Below are 23147 nucleotides of genomic sequence, written 5' to 3' on the forward strand. Positions count from 1 at the left end.
CGGGGAGGACGGGCCGCGGTGGTGTCAGGGGCCGTCGAGGCCGTGGGTCAGCCGCAGTTCACCCACTTGTTGGACTTGATGTAGTGGGACGCGCTGTCGGTCGTCTTGTAGCCACGCGGGACGACCCCGCTGGACCCGCCGTGGTTCTTGGCCGAGTACCACTTGAAGTCGCAGGTCGCGCCGTGGTTGTACCAGGACTTGAAGCTCTGGAAGACCGAGAACCCGGTCAGGTCCGCGTTCGTGCCGGCGACCTTCTGCATCCGGCCGGTGTAGTTCTGACCGGACCAGACGCAGAACCAGCCCGACGGGCAGTCGCTCGCGGCGGACGGCGCCGCCTCGGCGGCGCCCGCGGTTCCGGCCAGCAGGCCGCCGGTCATCGCGACCCCCGTGGCCAGGACGGCGAGCTTCCGGGTGATGGTCATGCTGTTCCCCCTTCGGAATGCGGGTTGCGCCGGCCCCGCGGACCGGCTCGGCACCCAGCATGCGAGACACCGGGCGGCGACCTCCACCGATCCCGGGGAAGTGACGTCACCGCGGGACGTCCCAGCCGCTGACCTGCGGTTTCCCACCCCCTTGGGGACGGTCCGGCGGGACGGGGGCGGGGTGGCCGGATCGGTGCGGGCCCGGCGCCGTGCTCCCGGCCGGGCTTCTGAGCCTGTTGCAGAATGCGAACGGGGAAGACCCGCGCACGCGATCGGGGGAATCATGTCGCGTTGGAAAGCTCTGCTCCCGGATCTCGACCCGAGGGTGCGGCATCTGGTGGTGTGCTTGCGCCGGCTGAAGGACCACAGCGGGCTGAGCATGCGTCAATTGGCGGCGAAGACGGGGTACAGCACGTCGTCGTGGGAGCGCTACCTGGGAGGCAGGTCGCTGCCGCCCCGGGAGGCCGTCGAGGCGATCGCGTCGGTCACCGGCGACGACCCGACCCGGCTGCTGGCGCTGTGGGAGGTCGCGGCGGCGGCGTGGACGGGCCGGCGCACGAGCACGACGGCGGCCGCGGGCGACGGGGCCGAAGCCGTACCGGAGACGACGTCGGCCGGGTGGGAGCCGCCCGTCCGCCGAAGGCCCCCGCGGGGCGTACTGGCCGCCGGTGTCGTGGCGTTCCTGCTGGTGACCGCCTCGGCCGTGGTCCTGGTGGTCCGGCTCGCCGAGGACGACGACGGGCGCATGCAGCGCCCGCCGGTGTCGTCGGCCGCGCCGGCCGGTGCCGGGCCGGCGTCGCCGGCTCCCTCGTACGCCTGCCGGATCGAGCGGATCGACGGCCGGTGGTACGCGGGACTCAGCCGGACCCGGGACGCGATCCTGCTGTCCGGCAACGCCGGGGCGCCGGTCGCCGAGGCGCAGTGTCTGCTGCGCCGGGCCGGGTTCCCGCCGGGGGACGTCGACGGCATCTACGGTCCGCGGACCGAACGGGCCGTCCAGCGGCTTCAGCAGAAGGCCGGCCTGGTCGTGGACGGCATCGTCGGCCCGCACACCTGGGGAGCCCTGCGCGGATGACGCCGGCACCGGAACGCACCGAACTGGCCGCCGCCCTGCGGGAGATGCGGCAGCGCACGGGCCTGAGCCTGACGGGCCTGAAGGAGCGCACCCCGTTCAGCAGGTCCTCCTGGGGCCGCTACCTCAAGGGTGACACGCTGCCGCCCCGGGAGGCGGTGCGGGCGCTGTGCCGCCTGGCGGGCGAGCCGGAGGGGCGCTGTCTGGCGCTGTGGGAGATCGCGGAGGCGGCGAGCAGCGGACGCGCCGCCCACGCCCCGCCGGACGCGCCGGCACCGTCCCGTGGGGCTCCGCCGGACGTCCCGCCACCCGAAGGGACGAACCGAATCAGGTCGTTACGGATCCCGCCGCGCGTCGCGGTGGTGGCGGTGGCCGTGCTGGCCGTCCTGGCCTCGGTCGTCCTCGCGACCGTCCTGCCGGCGCAGGACGGGGCGCCGGGCGGGGCGCCGGGCGGATCCGCCGGGGCGGCCCGTACGAGCCCGGCCCCGGGGGCGACCGGGGTGCCGCCGCCCCGTTGCCGGGGCGCGTCCTGCGCGGGGAAGGACCCGATCAACATGCTCTGCGGCGTCGCGCCGGACACCCTCACCACGTACCGCACGGTGGGCGGGGCCCGGCTGGAGCTGCGGCACAGCCCCCGGTGCGGGACGAGCTGGGCCCGTATGTGGTCCACCGAGATCGGCGACCGCGTCGAGCTGACCGCGCCCGGCCCGCCCCGTTCCGCCGAGGTGACGGACGCCCTGGACGCACGGGCGTACCTCTACACCCCCATGGCGGCGACGACGCCCGGCACCGTCGTACGGGCCTGCTTCCACCCGGCCGCGAGGACCGGGCCGGAGTGCTTCGAGGCCAGGGTGGGATGAGACCCGGGGCTCGGTCAGGACCGTCCGTGGTCCCGCAGTCCCGTCCCCAGCCTGCGCAGCCCTTCCGCGATCTCGTCCGGCGTCTGGGTGACGAAGCAGAGCCGCATCGTGGCCCGGTCCGGGTCGGCGGCGTGGAAGGGCGCGCCGGGCACGTACGCCACGTCGTGCCGGACCACCCCGGGGAGCAGGGCCGTGGTGTCGTACGGCTCCGGCAGGCGGGCCCAGAGGAACATGCCGCCCTCGGGGCGGGTCCAGGTCGAGCCGTCGGGGAGTGCGGCGGGCAGGCCCGCGAGCATGGCGTCGCGGCGGGCGCCGTACACGGCCGCGACGCGGCGCACGTGGGCGTCGAGGTCGTGGTCGGCGAGGTAGCGGGCCGCGGCGAGCTGGTTGACGGTGGGGGTGTGCAGGTCGGCGGCCTGCTTGGCGACGGCGCAGGCGCGGCGCAGCTCGGCGGGGGCGCGCAGCCAGCCCAGGCGCAGGCCGGGGGCCATGACCTTGGAGAGGCTGCCGAGCAGCACGGTGCGGTCCGCGGCGCCGGGGTGGGCGGCGATCCACGGCACCCGTTCGCCCTCGTAGCGCAGTTCGCCGTACGGGTCGTCCTCGACGATCCACAGTCCGCGCCGGGCGGCGACCTCCGCGACGGCGGCGCGGCGGGCGGCAGGCAGGGTACGGCCGGTCGGGTTCTGGAAGGTGGGCACGGTGTAGAGGAGTGCGGGGCGTTCGCGCGCCACCAGTGCGTCCAGCGCGTCCGGGTCGAGCCCCCGCTCGTCGCCGGGGACGGCCACCACGCGTGCCCCGGCCAGGGAGAAGGCCTGAAGTGCCGCCAGGTAGCAGGGGCTTTCGACCAGGACCGTGTCGCCGGGTTCGAGCAGCGCGGTGGCGAGGAGGGAGAGCGCCTGCTGGGATCCGGTGGTGACGAGCAGGTCGTCGGGGGTGGTGGGCAGACCGCGGGCGGCCGTGCGCGCGGCGAGTGCCGCCCGCAGCGCGGGCTCGCCCTCCGTCGTGGAGTACTGCAGGGCCCGCGCGGGGGTCTCGGCGAACACCGCCCGGTACGCCTCCGCGATGCCGTCGGCGTCGAACAGCTCGGGGGCCGGGAGCCCGCCCGCGAAGTTGATGACCTCGGGGCGGGCGGTGACGGCCAGGATGTCCCGTACGGGCGAGCCGCCGACCGCGCGGGCCCGTGCCGCGAGCCGCGGTGTGGGGGCGAGGACGGGGGCGGGCTCGGTGGCGGTCATGGCACGGCTCCTTGGGCTGCGGTGACGAGGCGTGTCCCGCAGCCTAGAAAATTGCGTGCCCTCTACACGCGGCTTTCCGCGATCCGGACGCCCCGGCCGCTCCCGGCCCTCCGTGCCGACCACCCGGGGGAACACGGCGTGGAACCGGGCCGGATGCTCCGCGCCGCGGTCGATCCGCCGCCGCGGCGCGAGAGGACGCCGGCCGGGCACGTCACCGGCCGTGGACGTCCCCCGGGGGCGGTGACGCCGGTCGGCGTTCGACGACCGGACGGAAAACCGGACTCGGCGGCGCCCGGCCCGCCCGGCCCGCACAGCCGGCTAGCCGAGCTCCGTCGTGCCCTCCGGGACCCATTCCTCGCCGCCCAGCGGGAACTCGTACGCCGGTCGCCCGTCGTTGCCGCTGGTGCGGAAGGGGCGCCCCTTGTCGTCCACGGTGAGCGTGCCGCTGCGGGAGCCGCTGGACCACTTCAGCTCCAGGTACCAGCTCACGTCGTACGCGGCGGTGCCGGCCGTGACGTAGTAGACCTCGGGGTCCGACTCGCTCACCGAGAACGGGAAGTTCCGCTGCCCGGACGCCGGGGTCACGACCGGGCGCGCGGCGTCGAGGGCGACCGTGAAGGAACGCGTGGGCACGTTGCCGCCGCAGCCCACACCGGGGTAGCCCATCACGAAGTCGTTCCAGGGGAGCGGCGACCGCTTGCCCGCCACCCGCACGGTGAGTCCCTGCACGACCACCGTCTCCTCCCCGGTCCCCTGCACGGTGAGCTGCACGTACTGCTCCCCCGACGAGACGGCCCCGAACGCACTGGCCCACGCCGCCGCGCCCGGCTCCTGCGGCGGCGGTTTCACCTCGCTCGCCGGCCTGTTGATCAGATACCGGTGCGCGCAGGGAGCCTGCCACGCGTACGGGTTGGCCTGCACGGTCAGCGGCGCGGCGTCCCCGTCGCCGTCGCCCGCCGGGGCGGCGGAGGCGGTGGCCGGGGCGCGGGGTGTCCCCTCGGCCTTCGCGGAGGCGGAGGCGGAGACGGAGGCCGACGCGGAGGCGGAGGCGGAGGTCGACGGTGACGCGATGACGTCCTTGGTCCCGTCCGCCCCGGCGTCGGCGGTCGCGGCTCCCGCCGTGCCCTTCCGGTCGACCCCGCCCCCGTCGCCATCGTCCGGCAGGCCCAGGGCGAGCGTGACCCCGCCGAGCACGGCGGCCACGGCGATCCCCGCGAGGACGGCGGTACGGGCACGGCGGCGGGGGCGGGTGCGGACCTCGCCGGGGCCGGTGGCCGCCGGGACCTCGGCCTCCTGGGGCCCTGCCTGCGGGGTCTCCGCTTCCGGGGCCTCGGCCCCGGGCCGCCCCGGCGCCGGCCGCCCGGCCACCGGGCGGCCGTCCGCGTCCTGGCCCCGGCCCGCCGCGCTCTCCGCCGGTTCGCCGACGCGTGCCGGTGCGTCCGCGGGAGCCGGTGCGTCCGCGGCAGCCGTGTCCCCGACGGACGCCGCTTCTCCGGCGGGAGCCGTGGCCCCGGCGGGAGCCGCCCCTTCCGACGGCGCCCCCTTCCGCCCCCGCGCCGCGTCCGCCAGCACCCACCGCCGGTGCAGCTCGACCAGTTCCTCGGGGCTCGCCCTGCACAGCCGCGCCAGCCGTTCCACCGGCGCGTACTCCGCCGGCACCGCGTCCCCGTTGCAGTACCGGTGCAGGGTCGACGTACTCATGTGGAGCCGTTTGGCGAGCACCCCGTAGCTCAGCCCGGACCGCTCCTTCAGCGCCCTCAACCGCGCGGCGAACTCCGCCGCGGCCGTGTCCTGCGACACCCTTCCTCCCACCCCGTGTCCCGTCCCGCCGTTCCAGGGAATGGTCGTTTCCCCAGGTCAACAGCGGTACGAGCGTTCCAACGTCCCGGAAACCCCGCCAGGCCTGGCGGCCGGGACGGATCACCGAACAAGCTCTGGTCATCCAAGCACGCCGCTCCCGGCATCCGGTCGAGCGGTCACTCCAAAGCCTTACTCACGCAAAGGAATTCGCCATGCGTACGTCCCGCATCCGTCTGATCGCCGCCACCGGGGCCGCCCTCGCCGCCCTCGCCCTCACGGCGTGCCAGGAGGGCACGGGCCTCGAGGACGAGGGCGCCGGCACGTCACAGCCGGGCGCGACGGCGACCGCGGACACGCCCTCGGGCTCCGCGCAGGACGCCTCCGCCTCCAACAAGCCGTCCCGGGCCGGGAACAAGGACACCGGCACCGGAGGCGAGGACACCGGCAGCGGAGGCGCCGGGGACAAGGCCGACGGCGGCGCGAACGGCTCCGACGACGCCCCGCGGGCCCGCGTCACCTGCGACGGCTCCCACACCACCGTCGACGCCAAGCCGGTCCCCCGCCCCGTCAACCACATGCTGATCACGGTCGAGAACTCGGGCTCGCGGACCTGCGACCTCACCTACTACCCGGTGCTCCGCTTCGACGAGATGCAGTGGGTGCCGCAGCCCGTCGAGGCGTCGAAGCCGCAGGCCGTGGTCACCCTCGCCCCGGGCGAGACGGCGTACGCGGGCGTGCTCCTGTCGGCCGCCGACGGCAGCGGGGACGGCGGCGCCACCGCCCACAAGCTCACCGTCGCCTTCCAGGGCGCCACCCCGAACAGCGACGGCGGCCCGTCGGCCGTCCCGGCCCTGCCGGCGGACGGCGTGTACTACGACAGCAGCATGGCGGTGACGTACTGGCAGCAGTCGATGGACGACGCCCTCACCTACTGAACCCGCTGAACCTACTGAGCGGCGCCCAGCTTCTGGGCCACCTCGGTGGCCCAGTAGGTGAGGATGGTGCGCGCACCGGCCCGCTTGATGCCGGTCAGCGCCTCGAGGATCGCCCGGTCCCGGTCGATCCAGCCCTTCTCGGCGGCGGCCTCGATCATCGAGTACTCACCGGAGATCTGGTACGCCGCCACCGGCACGTCCACCGCGTCCGCGACCTTGGCCAGGATGTCCAGGTAGGGGCCCGCCGGCTTCACCATGACCATGTCGGCGCCCTCCTCCAGGTCGAGCGCCAGCTCGCGCATCGACTCGCGGACGTTCGCCGGGTCCTGCTGGTACGTCTTGCGGTCGCCCTGCAGCGAGGAGCCGACGGCCTCCCGGAACGGCCCGTAGAAGGCGGAGGCGTACTTGGCGGTGTAGGCGAGGATCGCCACGTCCTCCCGGCCGATCTGGTCGAGGGCGTCGCGGATCACCCCGATCTGCCCGTCCATCATCCCGCTCGGCCCGACCACGTGGGCGCCCGCGTCGGCCTGCACCTGGGCCATCTCGGCGTACCGCTCCAGCGTGGCGTCGTTGTCGACTCGCCCCTGGTCGTCGAGGACCCCGCAGTGCCCGTGGTCGGTGAACTCGTCGAGGCACAGGTCGGACATGACGAGCAGGTCGTCCCCGACCTCGGCCCGCACGTCCCGCAGGGCGACCTGGAGGATCCCGTCCGGGTCGGTGCCGGGCGTCCCGAGGGCGTCCTTCCCGGACTCCTCCGGCACGCCGAACAGCATGATCCCGGAGATCCCGGCCGCCACGGCCTCCGCCGCCGCCTTCTTCAGGCTGTCCCGCGTGTGCTGCACGACCCCCGGCATCGCCGCGATCGGCACGGGTTCGCCCGCACCCTCGCGCACGAAGGCGGGAAGGATGAGGTCGGCGGGGTGCAGCCGGGTCTCGGCGACCATGCGCCGCATGGCGGGGGTGGTACGCAGACGCCGCGGCCGCGCGCCGGGGAAGGATCCGTACGTCGTCATACCACCTACGCTACGCCCGCCCTCCGCGTGCCTTTGCCGACGCGGAGTCGGCCCGGTCCTCCGGCCCCGGTCACCGGGGGATACGGTGCTCGTCCCGCGTCATCACGCCACCCGAGGAGGATCCGACCGTGCACAGTGCCGCCGTGACACCCGAGGGCGACCGCGTCCGCTGGGTCGAGCTGCCCGGCCGGGAGCCGGCCCGCGTCTACGTCCACGGCCTGGGCGCCACCTCCCCCGCATACTTCACGGCGACCGCCGTCCACCCCCTCCTCGCGGGCCACCGCTCGCTCCTGGTGGACCTCCTCGGCCACGGCCACAGCGACCGCCCCACCTCGTGCGCCTACACCCTGGAGGACCACGCCGACGCGCTCGCCGCCGCCCTGCGCGCCGCGGACGTCACCGGCGCCGAACTCGTCGCCCACAGCATGGGCGGCTCGGTCGCCGTCGTACTGGCCGCCCGCCACCCGGAGCTGGTGTCCAGGCTCGTCCTGGTCGACGCCAACCTCGACCCGCTGCCCCGGGTGCCCGGGGCATCCGGCAGCAGCGGCATCGCGGCCTATACGGAGGAGGAGTTCGTGTCCGGCGCCTGGCGCGAGGTCCGCGACCGGGCGGGCGCCCACTGGTGGTCGACGATGCGCCTGGCGGGCCTGGAGGCCCTGCACCGCAGCGCCACCCAGCTGATCCGCGGCACGACTCCGACGATGCGCGAGCTCCTGCTCGCGCTGCCGGTCCCCCGCGCGTTCCTGTACCCCGAGGCCGACGGGCCGTTCCCCGGATCGGCCGAACTGGCGGCCGCGGGAGTGTCGTTGACGGCGGTCCCCGACTGCGGCCACAACATCATGCTGGACAACCCGGAGGCGTTCGCCCGGACGGTGGCAAAAGCACTCGCCTGACGCCCGCCCGCGCGGGACCCCGTCCGCTCACGCCGCCGTGTCCCACGCGCCGGGGAGGTCCTCCTCGTCCGGCGGACGGTGCGCGGCCTTCTCGCGGGCGCGCAGGACGGCCCAGGCGAGGAGGGACACGCAGGCGAGGTACCAGGGCAGCGGCCAGAGGACGGGCCACCAGCCGGCGGACGGTGCGAGGAGGAGGTCGGTCGCGGCCGTGGTCATGCCGGCGGCGAGGCTCCAGCACAGCAGGCGCCCGGTCCACCGGACAGCGCCGGCGAACCGGTTCGGGGCGGTGGGGCGCCGCGTACGGGAACGGCAGGAGGGCAGGGCTCTGCCGGGTTCGCTCATCGCGGGAGGATCCTTCACGGAAGCGGGGGTGGACGTGGCCGGATCGGCCGGACGCGCTCAGTGTGCAGACCGTGGGACCGCTCCCACAGGACCGTCACGGGGCGGTCGCACCCTCTGAGACAACTTCCCACCAGGCGTTTTCCCCCAACCGCCCCGAGGGGACCGGGCAAGCCCCGTCCGCACGGCCGGACATCGCGTCGTGAACCTGGCCGAAAAAGCCCCTTCAAGAGCGGCAAGCATCCGAATTGCCCCCGCCTCGAAGCTTTTCGGTCGATGCCGTCCGGCAAAAAGGCCGGAGAGCGGACAACTTCACTCTCTCACCAGCCCGATTCACCAGAGAAAAGCCCTACTTGTCACCGATAACCGGTGGGGCTGATTCCGGCCCGTATGCATATGACGTTCGAGGGCACACCGCGTCGCTTCGTGTGCACCCTGTGACAACTTGTGGGGCGCCGGTGACCGTTGGGAGGTCACCGGTTCTGACTGTCTGCCTGCCTGTCGTACTCCTGGCTCCCTATTCACCCATGCCGTCGGCGGCACGCCCTACGGCCTGGTCCACGCGGGCACGAACGGCGTCGACACCGGATTCCTCCGCGACCCCGCGGGCACGCTGAACTCCATGACGACGGGGGGAAGTCCTTCTCCTACCTCACTGACGCCACCGGCGACGTCCTCGGCCTGGTCGACGACGCGGGCAAGCACACCCACATCTACGCCTACGGCCCCACCGGCCTGCCCCGCACCGCCCCCACCGAGGCCGTCCCCCAGCCCTACCGCTACGCGGGCGGCGACCCCGTCAACCACAGCGATCCCACTGGGCTGCTTTCGCTGGACACCCTGGGGAACATCGGCAGTGGGCTTTCCGTTGCCGGCATCGTGCACGAAGGGCTCACCGACGGCCCGGATGCGGCTGAAGCGGCAACCGCCGGCGTCATCGCGGACATCGGTATCGCGGGCCTCTGCACAGCCGGGGCTGCGGTCACCGGCGGGCCGGCTGGAGCGGGGGCACTCAACTTGATGGGGCGATGTCGGGTGGCGTGGGCCATCGGTCACCGGCGCTGGTGGCCGCCGACCCACATGGGCCGACCCTCGGTGTGCATACTGTGACCGGCAGAGGGGCCGTCGTCCGACCGAGCGGCGATGGATAGGGCCGATAGGCCACGGGCCGGGCCGGACGATCAAGGATGCCAGCGATGGATGTCAAGGAAAACTGGCGCCGCTACAGGCCTCGCCCCGTCGGCGCGGACCTCGACGAGATCCGTGCACTCCTCAGAGAGCACACGGCGCGTGAGCGACGCGCCCAGGGCGATGGCGACACTGAGCTGATGAGGCTCTGCTGCTTCCAGCTGTTCACCAGCGGCGACCTCGACGACGTGCTCCTGATCTGGAGTGCGAAGCAAGCCAGCTTCGACGCAGCGTGCTCGATCGACATCGAATTCCTGCTTGGGCACGGGCTCGACGCGACGAAGGCCCACCTCTCGGTCAACCGTGCGCCTTCTGCGACGGCAGCACTGGATCGACTGCGCGAGCTCGAGGCAGACGGTGAATTCGAGGGTTTCTCAGTGGAGGAGCGCTCCGCCGGCTACGACCGGTACTACGTCGACTGACGAATCTGCAGCGCCGGTCAGTCGTCCGTGATGAGGCCGGTGCCCGCAAGGCAGCTGTCGACCACATCCAGGCGATACCGGATCTGCTTGAGCCTGCACTTCACGGCCCTGGTGATCTGGCCCAGGTCGGCTGCGGCGAGGTTGCCGATGTCGCGCTTGACCAGCGACCAGATGCCCTCCTGCGGGTTCAGGTCCGGCACGTAGGCCGGGAGCTGGAACACGGTGAGCCACGCGGCATTCGCGGCGATGAACTCCCGCATCCCAGCGGTCAGGTGGAGGCGGACGTTGTCCCGGACCAGCACGATCGGTCCACCGAGCTGGATGCGGGCACGCGCCAAGAGGTCGCGGAAGTCCCGCCGGCCGAAGCCCTTCGGCTCGCCCTTGCGCCCTCGGTACTCGCGGATGGCGTAGATCAGCCGGGACCGCTCGCCCGGCTTGCAGCAAGGTCATACCCGCCATCGACACCCGTCCGGAGCCCCGGCCGCGAAGCCGGACGACCGGGGTCCGGCCGATCCGCCCCCAGGTTCCAGAGCGCGGCGGCGTCATCGACTGGCCGGCGTCAGGCAAACATCCCCCGGCCTCGTGGCGTGTCCGGCAGGGTGGGAGAACCACCCGCGTCGCTCCAGTCCGAGCCCTATAATCACCGCGTCGGCCTTCGGCGCCCCCACGGGAACGTCCGGAGGCTTTTTTCATGCCTTCCGAGACCTCCGAACCCACCACCACCTACCGCTCGTTGCTCCGCGACCGCGAGTTCACCGGCCTGTACGCGAGCTTCACCCTCACGGTCGCCGCGAGTACGCTGTCGGGCTTCGCGCTCGCCACGCTGGTCGACCGACGGACCGGCTCCCCGTTCCTGACGGCCGTGAGCATGTACGGCGCCACCTTCGCGACCGTGCTCGGCGCGATGACGCTGATGTCGGTCGCGGACGGGAACCGCCCCCGCCGCACCCTCGTCGCGCTCCAGTGCGTCTCGCTGCTGGGCGTGGCCGCGCAGGCGGTCCCCGGACTGCCGCTGGCCGTCCGCTTCGCCCTCCTCCTGGTGCTGGGCTTCTTCCAGTCCCTGGGGACCGGCACCCGGATGGGGCTGCTCGCCGAGGTGGTGCCGGCCTCCGCGTACGTCCCGGCGCGTTCGCTGATGAACATCACCTCGGGCGGCACGGCCGTCCTCGGCTACGCGCTCGGCGCCGTCCTGCTGCGGTACCTGAGCCCGCAGGACGTCTTCGTCGCCGCGACGGCCCTGACCGGCGCCGGACTGGTCGTGGTGGCGACGACCGTCCGGGAACGCTCGATCCGCCCGCCCCGACGCCCCGGCCTGCGGCAGACCTGGACGGCCAACACCGCGCTCCTCTCCCGCTCCGGCCCGCGTGCGCTGCTGCTGAACCTGTGGGTCCCCAACGGACTGATCGTCGGCTGCGAGGCCCTGTTCATCTCCTACGCCCCCGACCACGCCGGCGTCCTCCTGGCCGCCGGATCGGCGGGCATGCTCCTCGGCGACCTGACCGTCGGACGGCTCCTCGGCGCCGAACGGCGACGCCGCTGCGCGTTCGCCCTGCGCCTGCTGCTCGCCGCCCCGTACCTGCTGTTCCCCCTCCACCCTCCCCTGCCGGTGGCGGCGGCCGCCGTGTTCGTGGCGAGTGCCGGTTTCGCCGCCACCCTCCCCCTCCAGGAACACCTCCTGGCGCTGACCCCCGACCCGGTCCGCGGCCAGGTCCAGGGCGTCGAGTCCGCCGGGCGCATGACCTGGCAGGGCATCGGCGCCGCGCTCGCCGGCGGCCTCGCCCAGCACCTCGCCCCCGCCGCGACGATCACCGCGCTCGCCGCGCTCTCCCTCGCCGTCACGCTCCTCTCCCGCCCCTTCGTGGCCCGCACCCGCGCCGTCCGCCTCGAAGAGACCGGCGGCTGAGCCCACGGCGTGGGCCCAGGTCGCGGGGAAGGCCGGCGGGCGGTGCGCCGCCGGTGCAGGGCGTACTCGCACAGGTGCTCGCCCCCGGCGCCGCCCGCCTCCTCGCCGGCCTTCTTCCCGTCCACGGTGGCCGAGCGGGGCCCGCACCGATCACGGTCCGCCCAGCACCCGTTCCACGTACTCCCCCAGACGCGCACGCAGTTCGTCGCGGTCCGTACCGCGGTCGCCCGCGAGGTGCTCGACCAGGTCGGCACGTACGGCGGCCAGCAGGGCGTGTGCGGTGAAGCCGGGGTCGGCGAGGCCCGGGACACCGGCCAGCGCGGAACGCAGCAGTTCGTGCCACCGCCCGTAGTGCTCCGCCCGGTAGGGACTGTCGGATCCCGCCCCCTCCAGCGCCAGCACGAGGTGGCGGTGGTCCAGTTTGAAGCACAGCAACGCGTCGAGCAGCGCGGGCACGCGCTGCGCCGGCGGCGTGCCGGGGCCCAGCGGCGGCGGCCCGTGCGACACCGCCGCCTCGAGGGGTTCCAGCCGCGCCGCGTAGAGCGCGGCGATCAGCGCCGTACGGTCACCGAACGCGCGGAACAGCGTGCCCTTGCCGACGCCGGCCGCCGCCGCGACGTCGGACATCGTGATGTCCCCGGGGGTGTCGCAGCGCGCGAAGAGGTCGTCCGCGGCGGCGAGCAGGGCCGCCCGGTTGCGCGCCGCGTCCTTGCGCGGCCTGCGCGCGGACGTACCGTCCACCGGCTCCGTCTCCATCGTCGACCTCCCACGCTTGCAAAGCGGACCGACGGTCCGTATCTTTGCTCCACGCGAAGCGGACCGCCGGTCCGAATTCTACGGGACGGAGACACCCTCATGCCCGAGCACACCCCGGCCTCCCCCGAGGCGCTCTTCCGCCACGGCCTGCGCCTGCTGCTGGACAAGGACATACCCGCCTGGATCTCCCTGTGGGACGAAGACGGCGTCATGGAGTTCCCCTTCGCCCCCGAGGGCTGGCCCCGCCGGCTGGAGGGCAAGGCGGCGGTCGCCGCGTACATGCGCGACTACCCCGACCACATCGACCTGCGCGACATCCCCGACCTGCGCGTCCACCGGACCGAAGACCCCGGCACCATCGTGGTCGAGATGCGCGCGGAGGGCCGCGTGGTCGCCACCGGCGCGGCCTACGACATGACGTACATCGCCGTCGTCACCTTCCGGAACGGCCTGATCACCGGCTACCGCGACTACTGGAACCCGCTCGCCGTGCGCGAGCCGGGCGTCGACTTCACCGGGAGCACCCGATGACCCCCACCCGTCCCACTCTCGTCGTCGGCGCCACCGGCACCACCGGAAGCCGCACCGCTACCCGGCTCCTCGCCACCGGCCACCCCGTCCGCGCCGCCTCCCGCCGGGGCACCCCGCTCTCCGGTGCGGAAGCGGTCCGCTTCGACTGGTACGACCCCACCACCCACGACGCCGCCCTCACCGGCGCCGACCGCGTCCACCTCGTCCCGCCGGTCGGCGACCCGGACCCGGCGGCGGTCATGCTCCCCTTCCTCGAACGGGCCCGGAGCCTGGGCGTGCGCCGAGCGGTGCTCCTCAGCTCCTCGGCCGTCCCCGAGGGCGGCCCGGCGGTGGGCAGGGTGCACCAGGCCCTCCCCTCCCTCTTCGAGGAGTGGGCGGTGCTGCGTCCCTCCTGGTTCATGCAGAACTTCACCGGCGCCCACCTCCACGCCGCCACCATCCGCGAGAGCGGCGCCTTCGCCACCGCCACAGGTGACGGCCGCGTCGCCTACGTCGACGCCGACGACATCGCCGCCGTCGCGGTACGCGCCCTGACCGACGAGGACGCCCCGAACCGCGACCTCGTCCTGACCGGCCCCGAGGCCCTCACCCATGACGAGATCGCCACGATCCTCACCGAGGTCACCGGCCGCCCCGTCGCCCACCACCGCCTGACCGTCGCCGAGGTCCGCCACCGCCTCACCGAACAGTCGGGCATCCCGCCGGAGTTCGCCGCCCTCCTCGCCGACATGGACCACGCCATAGCCACCGGCGCCGAGTCCCGCACCACGGACGCCGTCCGCCACCTCACCGGCCGCCCGCCCGGCGACTTCCGCACGGCCGTCGAACGGGAGACCGCGCTCGCCCTCTGAGGACCTCGGCCGCGCCGCCAGGGGGAGACTGCCGGCCGGGCGCCGGCAAGAGGGCCGAGCGGGACACGTCGCCGTTCGCGGTCAAGGACCGCCGGGTCACGGGTCTGTCCCAGGGGACGGCGACCGCGAGCGGGCGCGGAGCGGTGCGGGGACTGCCGTCCCGGCCGAACCGGCGCCGTACCCCGGCACGGTGCGGACGAAGACGCGCCCGGCGGTGCTGTGCACCGCGTCCGCCTCCTCCTGTAACAGGGTTGTATTAGCCACGGGTTGGTCGAAACGGCGGACGGACCGGACGGCTCTTGGTGGGCAGAAACGCTCGCCCGTACCGACGGGCCGGCACACCGACCGACACCGAGGAATACACACCATGCGCGTCAACAAGATCACCATCGCAGCCCTGGCCGTCGTCGCGGGCCTCTCGCTCACCGCCTGCCAGAACGACGACGCCGCCGCCACGGACCGGAGCAACGCGTCCTCCTCCTCGTCGAAGGGCGGCTCGACCTCCGGCGGCTCGGCCCAGGGCGCCGCGAAGGACTCCGCCGGGAACGGCGACGCGGACGAGGGACAGGGCACGGTCGTCGGGACGGGCTCCAACGAGAACGGCACGATCGGGAAGTGCCGCACCGACGAGCTGGAGGTCACGGCGACGGACAGCACCATCGACGGCGACGAGGACAACACCGTCGCGGTGACGTTCACCAACGGCGGCGGCCGGGACTGCTCGATCGCGGGCTTCGCCGGTGTGGACCTGAAGACCAACGCGGGGACGGTGTCCGCGGAGCGCACGGGTGAGTCGGCCCCCGCGACCGTCCTGAAGGACGGCACGTCGGTCTCCTTCTCGATCTCCTACCCGGTCAACGACACGGGCGGCTCCGGCGTCCGCATCACCGGCCTGGTGGTGACCCCGCCGAACGAGACGAAGTCGGTCACCCTCGACTGGCCGGGCGCCGCATCGCTGCCCGTCACGGACGGCTCCGGCACCCCGGTGAAGGTCGGCCCGATCGGAAGCGCCGGCCAGGGCGGCTGACCCGCCCCGCCGGCACCACGTCGTACACCCCCGGGCGCCGACGCGGCGAGCACCCGGGGCGTGCCCCCGAGTTCACGGGTGCGGGCCCCACATCCGCGCGTCCGTCGGCGCCCGTGGCCCGCCCGGCAGCCCCTCCCCCATACGGGCGAACGACACATGCACACCCCGGAGTCGACACATAGCGTGAGGGACGGCAACCCTCCGCACTCGCACTCCCCGGAGCCCTGTGTGCAGAAACTCCCGATACGACGCTCGAAGGCGCCCCGCCGACGCCGCATGGCGGTGACGGCCGTCAGCGGCATCGCCGCCGGCTGCACGGTCCTGTGCCCCGCGCCCATCGCTCTCGCCCGGCCCGCGACGACCACCGCCCCGGTGCCCACCGCACTGACCGCCCCGTCGCAGGCCCCGGCCGAGGACGCGGCGAGGGACGACGAATCCGTCCGCACCGTCACCGACGGCGACACCCTCTGGTCCATGGCGGAGGAGGTCTACGGGTCCGGAGCCAGGTGGCCCGACCTCTACCGCGCCAGCCGGGACGGCATCGAGAAGGCCGCGCGCTCCCACGGACTCCCCTCGGGCGGCGGCGGGCACTGGATCTTCGCCGGTACGGCGATCCGCACACCCGCCCCGGCCGCGAAGACCCAGGCCCCGGCCGTGAAGACCCAGGCCCCCGCCACGAAGGCCCAGGACCCGGCCGCGAAGACCCGGACCCCCGCCACGGCCGACCCCCATCTCACCCGCTTCGAGCGCCAGTTGGCGCAGGCCGGCTACACGTCCCAGTCCGGCAGCGAAGCCGTGTTCGACCTGGACCGCAGGTACTGCGAGGGCACCCTGTTCAGCGGCATGTGGCCCAACCCCCAGTCGCCCTACATCGTCTCCAACCTGCCGGAGGTGCCGGGGCAGACGGCCAACACCAACCCGCCCGTGACCTGGCGCCTGCGCGAGGACGAGGCCGTCGTCCTGATCGGGACGACCCCGCCGCCGGAGGCCTACTTCTCCTTCGACCTCACCATGGTGAGGGGGTCCCTGCACACCGGCCCGGTCCTGTGGCCCGCGGTCGGCGACCCGGTCAACCGGGGAACCGTGAAGACGGCCGGCCCCACCCCCTTCGGGCAGCCGTTCGCCCTCGTGATGACGGGGCACGAGCGCACGCGCGCCGAGGTGCACGAGATGCTGGCCGCCTCCGGGCTCGGCGGCGCGATCAACGACGCGACCGTTCCCCCGGCCATGTTCCGCCTGGGCCTCGGCGAGGACGCCGACCAGTTCCTGCTCGGCATCCGCACGGCCGCGCCCGAGCCCGGCTTCGAGAAGGCGCTCGACGCCTACCGCGACGCGCCCCCGCTCCAGATCCTGCGGGTACGGCCGAAGGGCGCCTCCGCGGACCAGACGAAACCGGTGTACGCCCCCGCCCCGCTGCCCGTGCCCCGGCTGCGCACCGCCGGGACCGGGGCCACCGAGCTCGACCTCAACCCCTCGCTGCAGGAGCTGCGGCAGCGCATCATCGACGCCCACCCGGGTTTCGAGGCACGCGACGTGGTCACGGAGCGCGGGTTCGAGCAGTCGTACCCGGGGCTGCAGTCCAACAAGGTGATCGATCCCCCCACGCCCGGGATCGGCGCCCTGTCCAACGACGCCGACGACCCGCTGAGCCCGAGCTTCAGTCTCCCGGACGGCTCCTTCGTCGTCGCCTACGGCACCAACCACGTGGCCACCCGGCAGGCGAGTTACTCCAGCATCTCGCTCTACGCCGACGAGGAGGCCGCCGTCTCGGTGACCGCCAAGAACCACCGCGACCTGCGGGGCACCGCCCGTGACTACCTCCCCGGCAGCCCGGACGCGGACAAGCTCTACGCCTGGACCTTCAGCCGGGCCGGCGACGCCGGACCGACCGGCCCTCACGTCACCGAACTCCCTTCCGCGAGCACCGACTTCTGCGCGCAGTACGGAGCAGAGCGGCCCGTCGACATGAGCCGCATGCAGGCCGTGGCACGCGCCTACATGCAGCCCGAGACGCTCACCCACCCCGCCCTCTCCTCGCTCCTCCTGGACCGCCTGCTGGTCTTCACCCCCAAGCCGAAGTCCAAGTAGGACGCGCCCCCGAGGCACGGAGCCGTCCACGAAGAACGACGAGGCGGAGCGCCCCCACGGGGGACGCTCCGCCTCATGCGATCGACCGGCTGACGGCCCGGCTCACCGGCCGAAATCCAGCTCCGCCCACACGGTCCTGCACGGCACCGGACCCGTCCGCACGCCCCAGCGGTCGGCCGGCTCCCCGACCGGGAACAGGCCGTGTCCGGATTCGCCGGTCTCCGCCCCGCCGAACTGGTCACCAGTGAACAGTGGGAGCCGGACGAGAGGGAATGACGTCCTGACGAAGTCGTCCCGTCGGTGACCCGCTTTCGGGCGCCGGCTGTCGCGCCCGTGCCGACACGCTGTGCGACATGGCGAAACCGAACGAACGGCCTGCAACGGCAGAAGACTTGCCGCCCCTGTCACTGATGCCGTACGGGCACTTCACCTCCATGCGCGTCGACGCCGATCGCCGCATCCGCGGACTGTCCCTGCACATGGAGCGACCCGTGCGGGACAGCAGGATCGTCTTCGGCGTACCGGTGGACACCGGCGAGTGCGGTGGAGCAGGTGAGATACCAGGGCCGGGGCCACAGGGCGGGCCACCAACCGGCCTGCGGGGTCAGGAGCAGCTCGGTGGCGGCGGTGGGCATGCCGGTGGCGAGGCTCCAGCACAGCAGGCGGCCGGTCCACTGCACGGCTCGGGCGAGCCGGTCCCGGTGGTGGCGGCGTCGGGCGGCGCAGGAGACGGGCAGGCGTCTGCCGAAGAAGGTCTTCCACAGCAGGGGTGGTTGCTGCGGGCCGGGGGACCGCGCATGCTGGACGGCGTAAGCGTGCATGGCGTGAAGCCCGGCCACAGCAGCACCCGTTGCGTGCTGGTTTGCCCTGAGACGACTTTCCCGCCTGCACGCACAGCGTCGTGACCAGCGGATAGGCACGAGGGCTGTCGTCCGACGGGCGGACCGGGCAGGTCTGAACCCGGCCGGAAGCGACCGGTCTCCGGCTTCGAATCTTCATTGACACGTCCAGGTCAGAGGGTTTCGGTCAAGTCCGGTTCCGTATGCAGAGACAGCATCACCGGTTCCATCCACTCTCTGGGGTGGTTGAGGCTTCTGCGTCCCGTATGGGCAGCTGAAGCGGCGGGGCTGATTCCGGGCCGCATGCAGTCGGAGTTCGGGGGGGACGCCGCGCTGTTTTGTGTGCTTCCCGTGACAACTTGTGTGTCACTGGTGACCGGTGGGGTTGCCGGATCCGACTTCCTGTGGGGGGAAGCTGATGCACTCGCGTGCCACGAGCGCGCCGTTTCGGCGTGCCCGGAGAACACACAGAACCGCTCTCGTCTCGGCGATCGCCACGGCCGCCGTGGTGATCGCCGCCGCGCCCGGCCTGGCGGCGACACCGAAGCCGCGGTTGCCGGAGCCGGAGAGCCCGTGGACGAAGCCGACGAAGGTGGAGGCTCCCGCCACGCCGGCCGGGAAGACCAGGGCGCCGGCGTCGCAGGCGGAGGCGAAGCCCTCGGCCGAGGTGGCCGCCTGGCGGGCCGCCCAGCAGGCCCGCACCACCGGCGAGCAACCGGCCAAGACGTCCGGGGCCCGGTCGGCCGCCGCTGCGGCCACCGATTACCTGCCCGAGGGACAGGGCGAGGTGCCCTGGCACCAGATCGTCGACACCCGCCTGAACGACGCCCTGGTGGCGCGGGTGAACGTCTCGAACGGCAACCTGATGCTGGCGGCCACGGACTTCGACATCGCGGGCGTCGGCCAGAAACTCCGGTTGACCCGCACCTACAACTCCCTCGAAGCCCCGTGGGGCAAGGTGTCGCAGCGCTGGTGGCAGGCGTACGAACGCTACCTCCAGGTGAACGACGGTGAGGTCGACGTCTTCGACGCCACCGGCAACCTGCTCCGCTTCACCGCCGACGCCGACGGCACCTACACCACCCCGGCCGGCCACTCGAAGGACCTGAGGAAGAACGCGGACGGCACCTACACCCTCACCGACCGCAAGTCCGGCACCAAGGACACCTACAACCAGTACGGCACCCTGCTGAAGGTGACGGACAGGAACAAGGGCACGATCACCGTCGACCAGCACGACGACGGCGCCGAGCACAAGGGCTTCAAGCTCACCGAGACCCGCTCCGGCCGCTGGATCGACCTGGTCAAGACCTACCCGAACCAGTGGCAGGCCAAGGACCACACCGGCCGCACCGCCGTCCTCGACCTCGACGGGTCCGGCGACCTCGCCAAGGTGACGGACACGGCCGGCAAGGCCACCACCTACGAGTACGACGGCTCGCGCCGCGTGACGAAGGTGACCACCCCCGAGGGCACGGTCACCCTGTTCACCTAAGACGGCCACAACCGCGTCACCTCCGTGCAGCGGGCGACGGAGTCATCGGGCAGCGGTCACACCGGCCCCACCTGGCGCTACGACTACACCGCCGCCACCCCGTCGGACGCGGGCACCACGACGGTCACCGACCCCGACGGCGACGCCACGCAGTACGTCCACAACGCCGACGGCGAGGTCACCAAGGTCACCGACCCCCTCGGCCACTCCCGCCACACCACGTACAGGAACCACCTCACCCAGACGGCGATCGACGCCATGGGCACCGGCGCGGACGGCACGGGCGGCAACACGACCACGTACGGCTGGGACGGCCGCAACAACGCCCTCTCCCAGAAGCTGCCGCTCGGCGCGACCGCGTCCGTGTCCGCGTACCGGACGGTCGCGGGCACCGACCTGCCCCACGACTTCACCACGGCCGACGGCCGCAAGGACTCCTTCACGTACGACGCCAACGGCAACACGATGTCGGTGACCACCTCGGGCACGGCGGGCGGGGTCCGGGAGTACACGTACAACGAGGCCGACCCGGAGTGCGGCGGGTTCGAGGGGCAGCGCTGCACGGCGAAGGACGGCAACGGCAAGGTCACGTCCTTCGAGTACGACGACCAGGGCAACCTGTGGAAGGTCAAGCCGCCGGCGCCGCTGGGCGAGACGACGTACACGTACGACGCGCTGGGCCGGGTGGAGACGGTCAAGGACGGCCGGGGCATCACCACCGTCTACGCCTACGACACCCGCGACCGCGTCCGTGAGGTCTCCTCCACCAACTCGACGGTCACGTATACCTACGACGGCGACGGCAACGTGAAAACCCGCACCGACGCGTCAGGCACCACCACGTGGGAGTACGACAAGCTCAACCGGGAGAAGCGCCGCACCCTGCAGAACGGCGCCCAGACCGCCCTCGCCTACACCCCGGGCGGTGACGTCGACCACTACACCGACCCGACCGGCACCACGGACTACACCTGGGACACGGCCGGCCGCCTCGACCACCTGACGGCGCCGGACGGCAAGAAGACCGACTTCGACTACGACGACAACGACAAGCGCACCAAGACGGTCTACCCCGGCGGCACCACCCAGTCGGTGACGATCGACGCCAACGGCCGCCCCAGCGCGGTCAAGACCACCTCGGGCACCCAGACGTTCATCGACCTCGCCTACAGCTACGAGAACACCGCGGGCAAGGACACCACCAAGATCCGCACCCGCACCGACAAGCTCACGAAGTCCACCACCAGCTACACCTACGACTCCCAGGACCGCCTCACCCACGCCCTGGAAGCCGACTCCGCCGGCACCCGCAAGGCCTCCTGGCTGTACTGCTTCGACAAGGCCGGCAACCTCACCAGCCACGACGGCGGCAAGACCGCCTGCCCCGGCGCCACGGCCTACACCTACAACGACGCATCCGAACTGACCGCCAAGAACGGCTCCACCACCGGCTGGTCCTACGACAAACTCGGCAACGAGACCTCAGCAGCCGACAACACCCCCCGCACGGGAGAGACCTGGACCGACTACAGCCAGCTCTCCGGCATCACCACGGGCGGCAGGACCTACGACCTCGTCCACGCCGGCACCAGTAACGCGGAGCGCACCAAACTGGGTTCGACCTGGTTCCACCACACCGCGCTCGGCCTGGCCTCCACCACCACGAACGGCGTCGACACCGGATTCATCCGCGAACCCGCGGGCACGCTGAACTCCATGACGACTGGGGGGAAGTCCTACTACTACCTCACCGACGCCACCGGCAACGTCCTCGGCCTCGCCGACAGTGCCGGCAAGCGCACCCACACCTACGCCTACGGTCCCACCGGACTCCCGCGCACCACACCCACCGAGGCCGTCCCCCAGCCCTACCGCTACGCCGGCGCCTACGCCGACCCCACCGGCCTCTACAAGATGGGCCACCGCTACTACGACCCGTCTCTCGGCCGCTTCACCCAGCCCGACCCCTCCGGCCAGGAAACCAACCCCTACCTCTATGCGGGCGGCGACCCTGTGAATCTGGTGGATCCAACAGGACTCCTGCCCATCCCGGACTGGCTCAAGAGCGGAACAAAGAAGGTGGGGAGCGTGTTCGGGAAGTATTCCAAGCCCGCAGGCGTCATCGGATTGGCATGCTACGTCAACAACTCGGTCCGAGATGACGACCCGGGCGACCTGACGTGGCAAAACCTCAAGCGTGAAGCGGGCCAGGCCCTTTCCTGTCAGAGCAATTGGGCTGCCTGGAAATTCTAGCTCCCACGTCTGACAGGACGACGAGAGAGCGACTGCAGCCAGGATCCTCACGTCCTGGCTGCAGTCGCGGACCCATTCCAAGACGACGGCTTGCCCAGGGGAGGAAAAGTGAAGACCTTGATCCGAGAACTTCCTGCGATTATCGGCGTTTCTGCCGCTTGGGGAGTCATCATCTTTCTCGGTACGCTGGCGTTTACAGATGCGAGCGTCACGCAGTCCGCCTCGAGCGGACTCGGTGCGGCCGCCATGTGGCTTGTCATCATCCTTTGCTGGCGCACCATAAGGACGGGCGTACGAGCCAGGACCCCAAAAGCCGGAATGCGTGAATCCGGCGACTGCAACCGGCAGGGATGAGTGTGCCGATTTTTCGTGATTTCGATAAGCGAAAGGTCTGACTTGTGGGGAACTTGAGCGGCGCCGATCTTGTGATCATGGGAGGATTTCTACTCATCGTGGCCGTTTCGGTCGCAGTGATCGTTTATACGGTTCGACGTCGGAACAGGAACTGAAAGTGCAGCGGGGGTGCTTTCACGCACTTGCAGAGCGACGACCGGGTTCGGCGGCCGGGCGTAGAGGCCCGCCGCCCGCCCTTCACCGCCGACCAGTTGGAACAGCAGGTGCCGGCCCGCGTGGCGCGGCAGGAGATCGTCAGCGACACGACAGCCCAGGCCGTCTTCAGTTTTGTCCAACGCGAGTCGACGCCTCGTCGGCCCATCGGGGGCAAGATGGTGATGCGCGGGCAGCTCGAACGACTGCTGGAGGTCTGCGCGTTCCGCAACGTCGACCTTCAGGTACTGCCAAGGACTACGACGTCTTCCACTTCGACGACCGCGACCTGTCCTGGGAGGCGGAGGACGCGGTGATCCGCACCTCGGCCGAGACCTTCGCGGACCTCCCGGCCGAGGTCGAGGTCCGCGTCCACCTCTGGTACGAGCAGAAGTTCGGCATCCCGTGCCCTCCGCACACCTCCACCGAGACGGCGATCGACAGCTTCGCCGCGACCACCTGCTGCCTGGGCGTACGGCTGGAACCCGATGGCCGGTGGCGCGTCTACGCGCCGCACGGGCTCTCCGACGTGTTCCGGCTCGTCGTACTACGCCCCAACCCGGTCCTCGCGCCGCGCGCCGTGTACGAGGCCAAGGCCGCACGCCGGCGCCGACAGTGGCCCGAGCCGACCGTACTGGGATGGCCCGCGCCCTGAACCGCAACGCACGGTGGCGGGGCG

Annotated in this window: 19 protein-coding genes and 3 pseudogenes; 14 read left to right on the forward strand and 8 right to left on the reverse strand. The window is 72.3% G+C overall.

All coding sequences use genetic code 11. From position 1 onward, the window contains the following. Positions 1 to 47 precede the first annotated feature (47 nt). A complete protein-coding gene (locus ADK41_RS03240; protein WP_030822999.1) occupies positions 48 to 422 on the reverse strand; it encodes a peptidase inhibitor family I36 protein in 375 nt (124 codons plus the stop codon). A gap of 283 nt (positions 423 to 705) precedes the next feature. Here ADK41_RS03240 and ADK41_RS03245 point away from each other — a divergent pair, with 283 nt between their 5' ends. After that, entirely contained in the window at positions 706 to 1497 is a 792-nt protein-coding gene (locus ADK41_RS03245; protein ID WP_030822996.1) for a peptidoglycan-binding protein, read from the forward strand. Continuing rightward, the gene (locus tag ADK41_RS03250; RefSeq protein WP_030822993.1) at positions 1494 to 2354 is read left to right on the forward strand and encodes a helix-turn-helix domain-containing protein; all 861 of its coding nucleotides are present in this window, start codon (positions 1494 to 1496) and stop codon (positions 2352 to 2354) included. Before ADK41_RS03245 ends, ADK41_RS03250 begins: the two co-directional genes overlap by 4 nt. Positions 2355 to 2368: 14 nt before the next feature. Here ADK41_RS03250 and ADK41_RS03255 read toward each other — a convergent pair whose 3' ends face one another. After that, positions 2369 to 3589 carry a PLP-dependent aminotransferase family protein gene (locus tag ADK41_RS03255; protein ID WP_030822990.1) on the reverse strand — a complete coding sequence of 407 codons (1221 nt, stop codon included), beginning with the start codon at positions 3587 to 3589 and terminating at the stop codon, positions 2369 to 2371. A 318-nt stretch (positions 3590 to 3907) separates the two neighbouring features. After that, a complete protein-coding gene (locus ADK41_RS03260) occupies positions 3908 to 5389 on the reverse strand; it encodes a helix-turn-helix domain-containing protein (RefSeq protein WP_030822986.1) in 1482 nt (493 codons plus the stop codon). Between the two features lie 212 nt (positions 5390 to 5601). Between ADK41_RS03260 and ADK41_RS03265 the strand changes: the two genes are divergently transcribed. Next, complete coding sequence (locus ADK41_RS03265; protein WP_030822983.1) at positions 5602 to 6324, forward strand: DUF4232 domain-containing protein; 723 nt, start codon at positions 5602 to 5604, stop codon at positions 6322 to 6324. 11 nt (positions 6325 to 6335) lie between these two features. Here ADK41_RS03265 and hemB read toward each other — a convergent pair whose 3' ends face one another. After that, the gene (gene hemB / locus ADK41_RS03270) at positions 6336 to 7337 is read right to left on the reverse strand and encodes a porphobilinogen synthase (RefSeq protein WP_030822967.1); all 1002 of its coding nucleotides are present in this window, start codon (positions 7335 to 7337) and stop codon (positions 6336 to 6338) included. 128 nt (positions 7338 to 7465) lie between these two features. On the opposite strand from hemB, the gene ADK41_RS03275 reads away from it, so the two are divergent. After that, a complete protein-coding gene (locus tag ADK41_RS03275) occupies positions 7466 to 8230 on the forward strand; it encodes an alpha/beta fold hydrolase (RefSeq protein ID WP_030822964.1) in 765 nt (254 codons plus the stop codon). A 27-nt stretch (positions 8231 to 8257) separates the two neighbouring features. Here the strand turns inward: ADK41_RS03275 and ADK41_RS03280 are convergent, their stop codons facing one another. Next, positions 8258 to 8572, reverse strand: coding sequence for a hypothetical protein (locus ADK41_RS03280; RefSeq protein WP_030822961.1), 315 nt, complete (start codon positions 8570 to 8572; stop codon positions 8258 to 8260). A gap of 1193 nt (positions 8573 to 9765) precedes the next feature. On the opposite strand from ADK41_RS03280, the gene ADK41_RS03285 reads away from it, so the two are divergent. After that, positions 9766 to 10179: a hypothetical protein gene (locus ADK41_RS03285; RefSeq protein WP_030822958.1), complete on the forward strand. Its 414-nt coding sequence runs from the start codon at positions 9766 to 9768 to the stop codon at positions 10177 to 10179. Positions 10180 to 10196: 17 nt separating this feature from the next. On the opposite strand, the pseudogene ADK41_RS44175 reads toward ADK41_RS03285, so the two are convergent. Beyond that, positions 10197 to 10740: pseudogene (locus tag ADK41_RS44175) on the reverse strand (transposase); the annotation flags it as partial. A gap of 130 nt (positions 10741 to 10870) precedes the next feature. Here ADK41_RS44175 and ADK41_RS03295 point away from each other — a divergent pair. Beyond that, positions 10871 to 12082 (forward strand): MFS transporter, encoded by a 1212-nt coding sequence (locus ADK41_RS03295; protein ID WP_030822956.1) that lies wholly within the window; start codon positions 10871 to 10873, stop codon positions 12080 to 12082. Between the two features lie 150 nt (positions 12083 to 12232). Here the strand turns inward: ADK41_RS03295 and ADK41_RS03300 are convergent, their stop codons facing one another. Then, positions 12233 to 12838 (reverse strand): TetR/AcrR family transcriptional regulator, encoded by a 606-nt coding sequence (locus ADK41_RS03300; protein WP_030822953.1) that lies wholly within the window; start codon positions 12836 to 12838, stop codon positions 12233 to 12235. Positions 12839 to 12937: 99 nt separating this feature from the next. Between ADK41_RS03300 and ADK41_RS03305 the strand changes: the two genes are divergently transcribed. The 4 genes from ADK41_RS03305 to ADK41_RS03320 all read left to right on the forward strand — a co-directional run bounded on the left by ADK41_RS03305 (position 12938) and on the right by ADK41_RS03320 (position 17335). Then, positions 12938 to 13369, forward strand: coding sequence for a nuclear transport factor 2 family protein (locus tag ADK41_RS03305; protein ID WP_030822950.1), 432 nt, complete (start codon positions 12938 to 12940; stop codon positions 13367 to 13369). Continuing rightward, positions 13366 to 14220: an NmrA family NAD(P)-binding protein gene (locus tag ADK41_RS03310; protein ID WP_030822947.1), complete on the forward strand. Its 855-nt coding sequence runs from the start codon at positions 13366 to 13368 to the stop codon at positions 14218 to 14220. The genes ADK41_RS03305 and ADK41_RS03310 overlap by 4 nt, the downstream gene beginning before the upstream one ends. 367 nt (positions 14221 to 14587) lie before the next feature. Next, on the forward strand, positions 14588 to 15247 hold the full coding sequence (locus ADK41_RS03315) for a DUF4232 domain-containing protein (protein ID WP_030822945.1): 660 nt from the start codon (positions 14588 to 14590) through the stop codon (positions 15245 to 15247). Between the two features lie 228 nt (positions 15248 to 15475). Continuing rightward, complete coding sequence (locus ADK41_RS03320) at positions 15476 to 17335, forward strand: LysM peptidoglycan-binding domain-containing protein (protein WP_158717650.1); 1860 nt, start codon at positions 15476 to 15478, stop codon at positions 17333 to 17335. Between the two features lie 404 nt (positions 17336 to 17739). On the opposite strand, the gene ADK41_RS41530 is transcribed toward ADK41_RS03320, so the two are convergent. Further along, positions 17740 to 18156 carry a hypothetical protein gene (locus ADK41_RS41530; RefSeq protein WP_158717649.1) on the reverse strand — a complete coding sequence of 139 codons (417 nt, stop codon included), beginning with the start codon at positions 18154 to 18156 and terminating at the stop codon, positions 17740 to 17742. Between the two features lie 436 nt (positions 18157 to 18592). On the opposite strand from ADK41_RS41530, the pseudogene ADK41_RS03330 reads away from it, so the two are divergent. From ADK41_RS03330 to ADK41_RS40555, 4 genes and pseudogenes are all read left to right on the forward strand, one after another. Beyond that, positions 18593 to 21922, forward strand: a pseudogene (locus ADK41_RS03330) (RHS repeat-associated core domain-containing protein). A gap of 108 nt (positions 21923 to 22030) precedes the next feature. Then, the gene (locus tag ADK41_RS41535; RefSeq protein ID WP_158717648.1) at positions 22031 to 22276 is read left to right on the forward strand and encodes a hypothetical protein; all 246 of its coding nucleotides are present in this window, start codon (positions 22031 to 22033) and stop codon (positions 22274 to 22276) included. A 275-nt stretch (positions 22277 to 22551) separates the two neighbouring features. Further along, positions 22552 to 22785, forward strand: a complete 234-nt coding sequence (locus ADK41_RS42740) for a Scr1 family TA system antitoxin-like transcriptional regulator (RefSeq protein ID WP_324614134.1) — start codon at positions 22552 to 22554, stop codon at positions 22783 to 22785. Further along, positions 22716 to 23123 (forward strand): annotated as a pseudogene (locus ADK41_RS40555) (nucleotidyltransferase family protein); the annotation flags it as partial. The gene ADK41_RS42740 and the pseudogene ADK41_RS40555, both read left to right, overlap by 70 nt. Positions 23124 to 23147: the final 24 nt, after the last annotated feature.

The organism is Streptomyces caelestis, assembly GCF_001279005.1.
GTDB classification, from domain to species: domain Bacteria; phylum Actinomycetota; class Actinomycetes; order Streptomycetales; family Streptomycetaceae; genus Streptomyces; species Streptomyces heliomycini.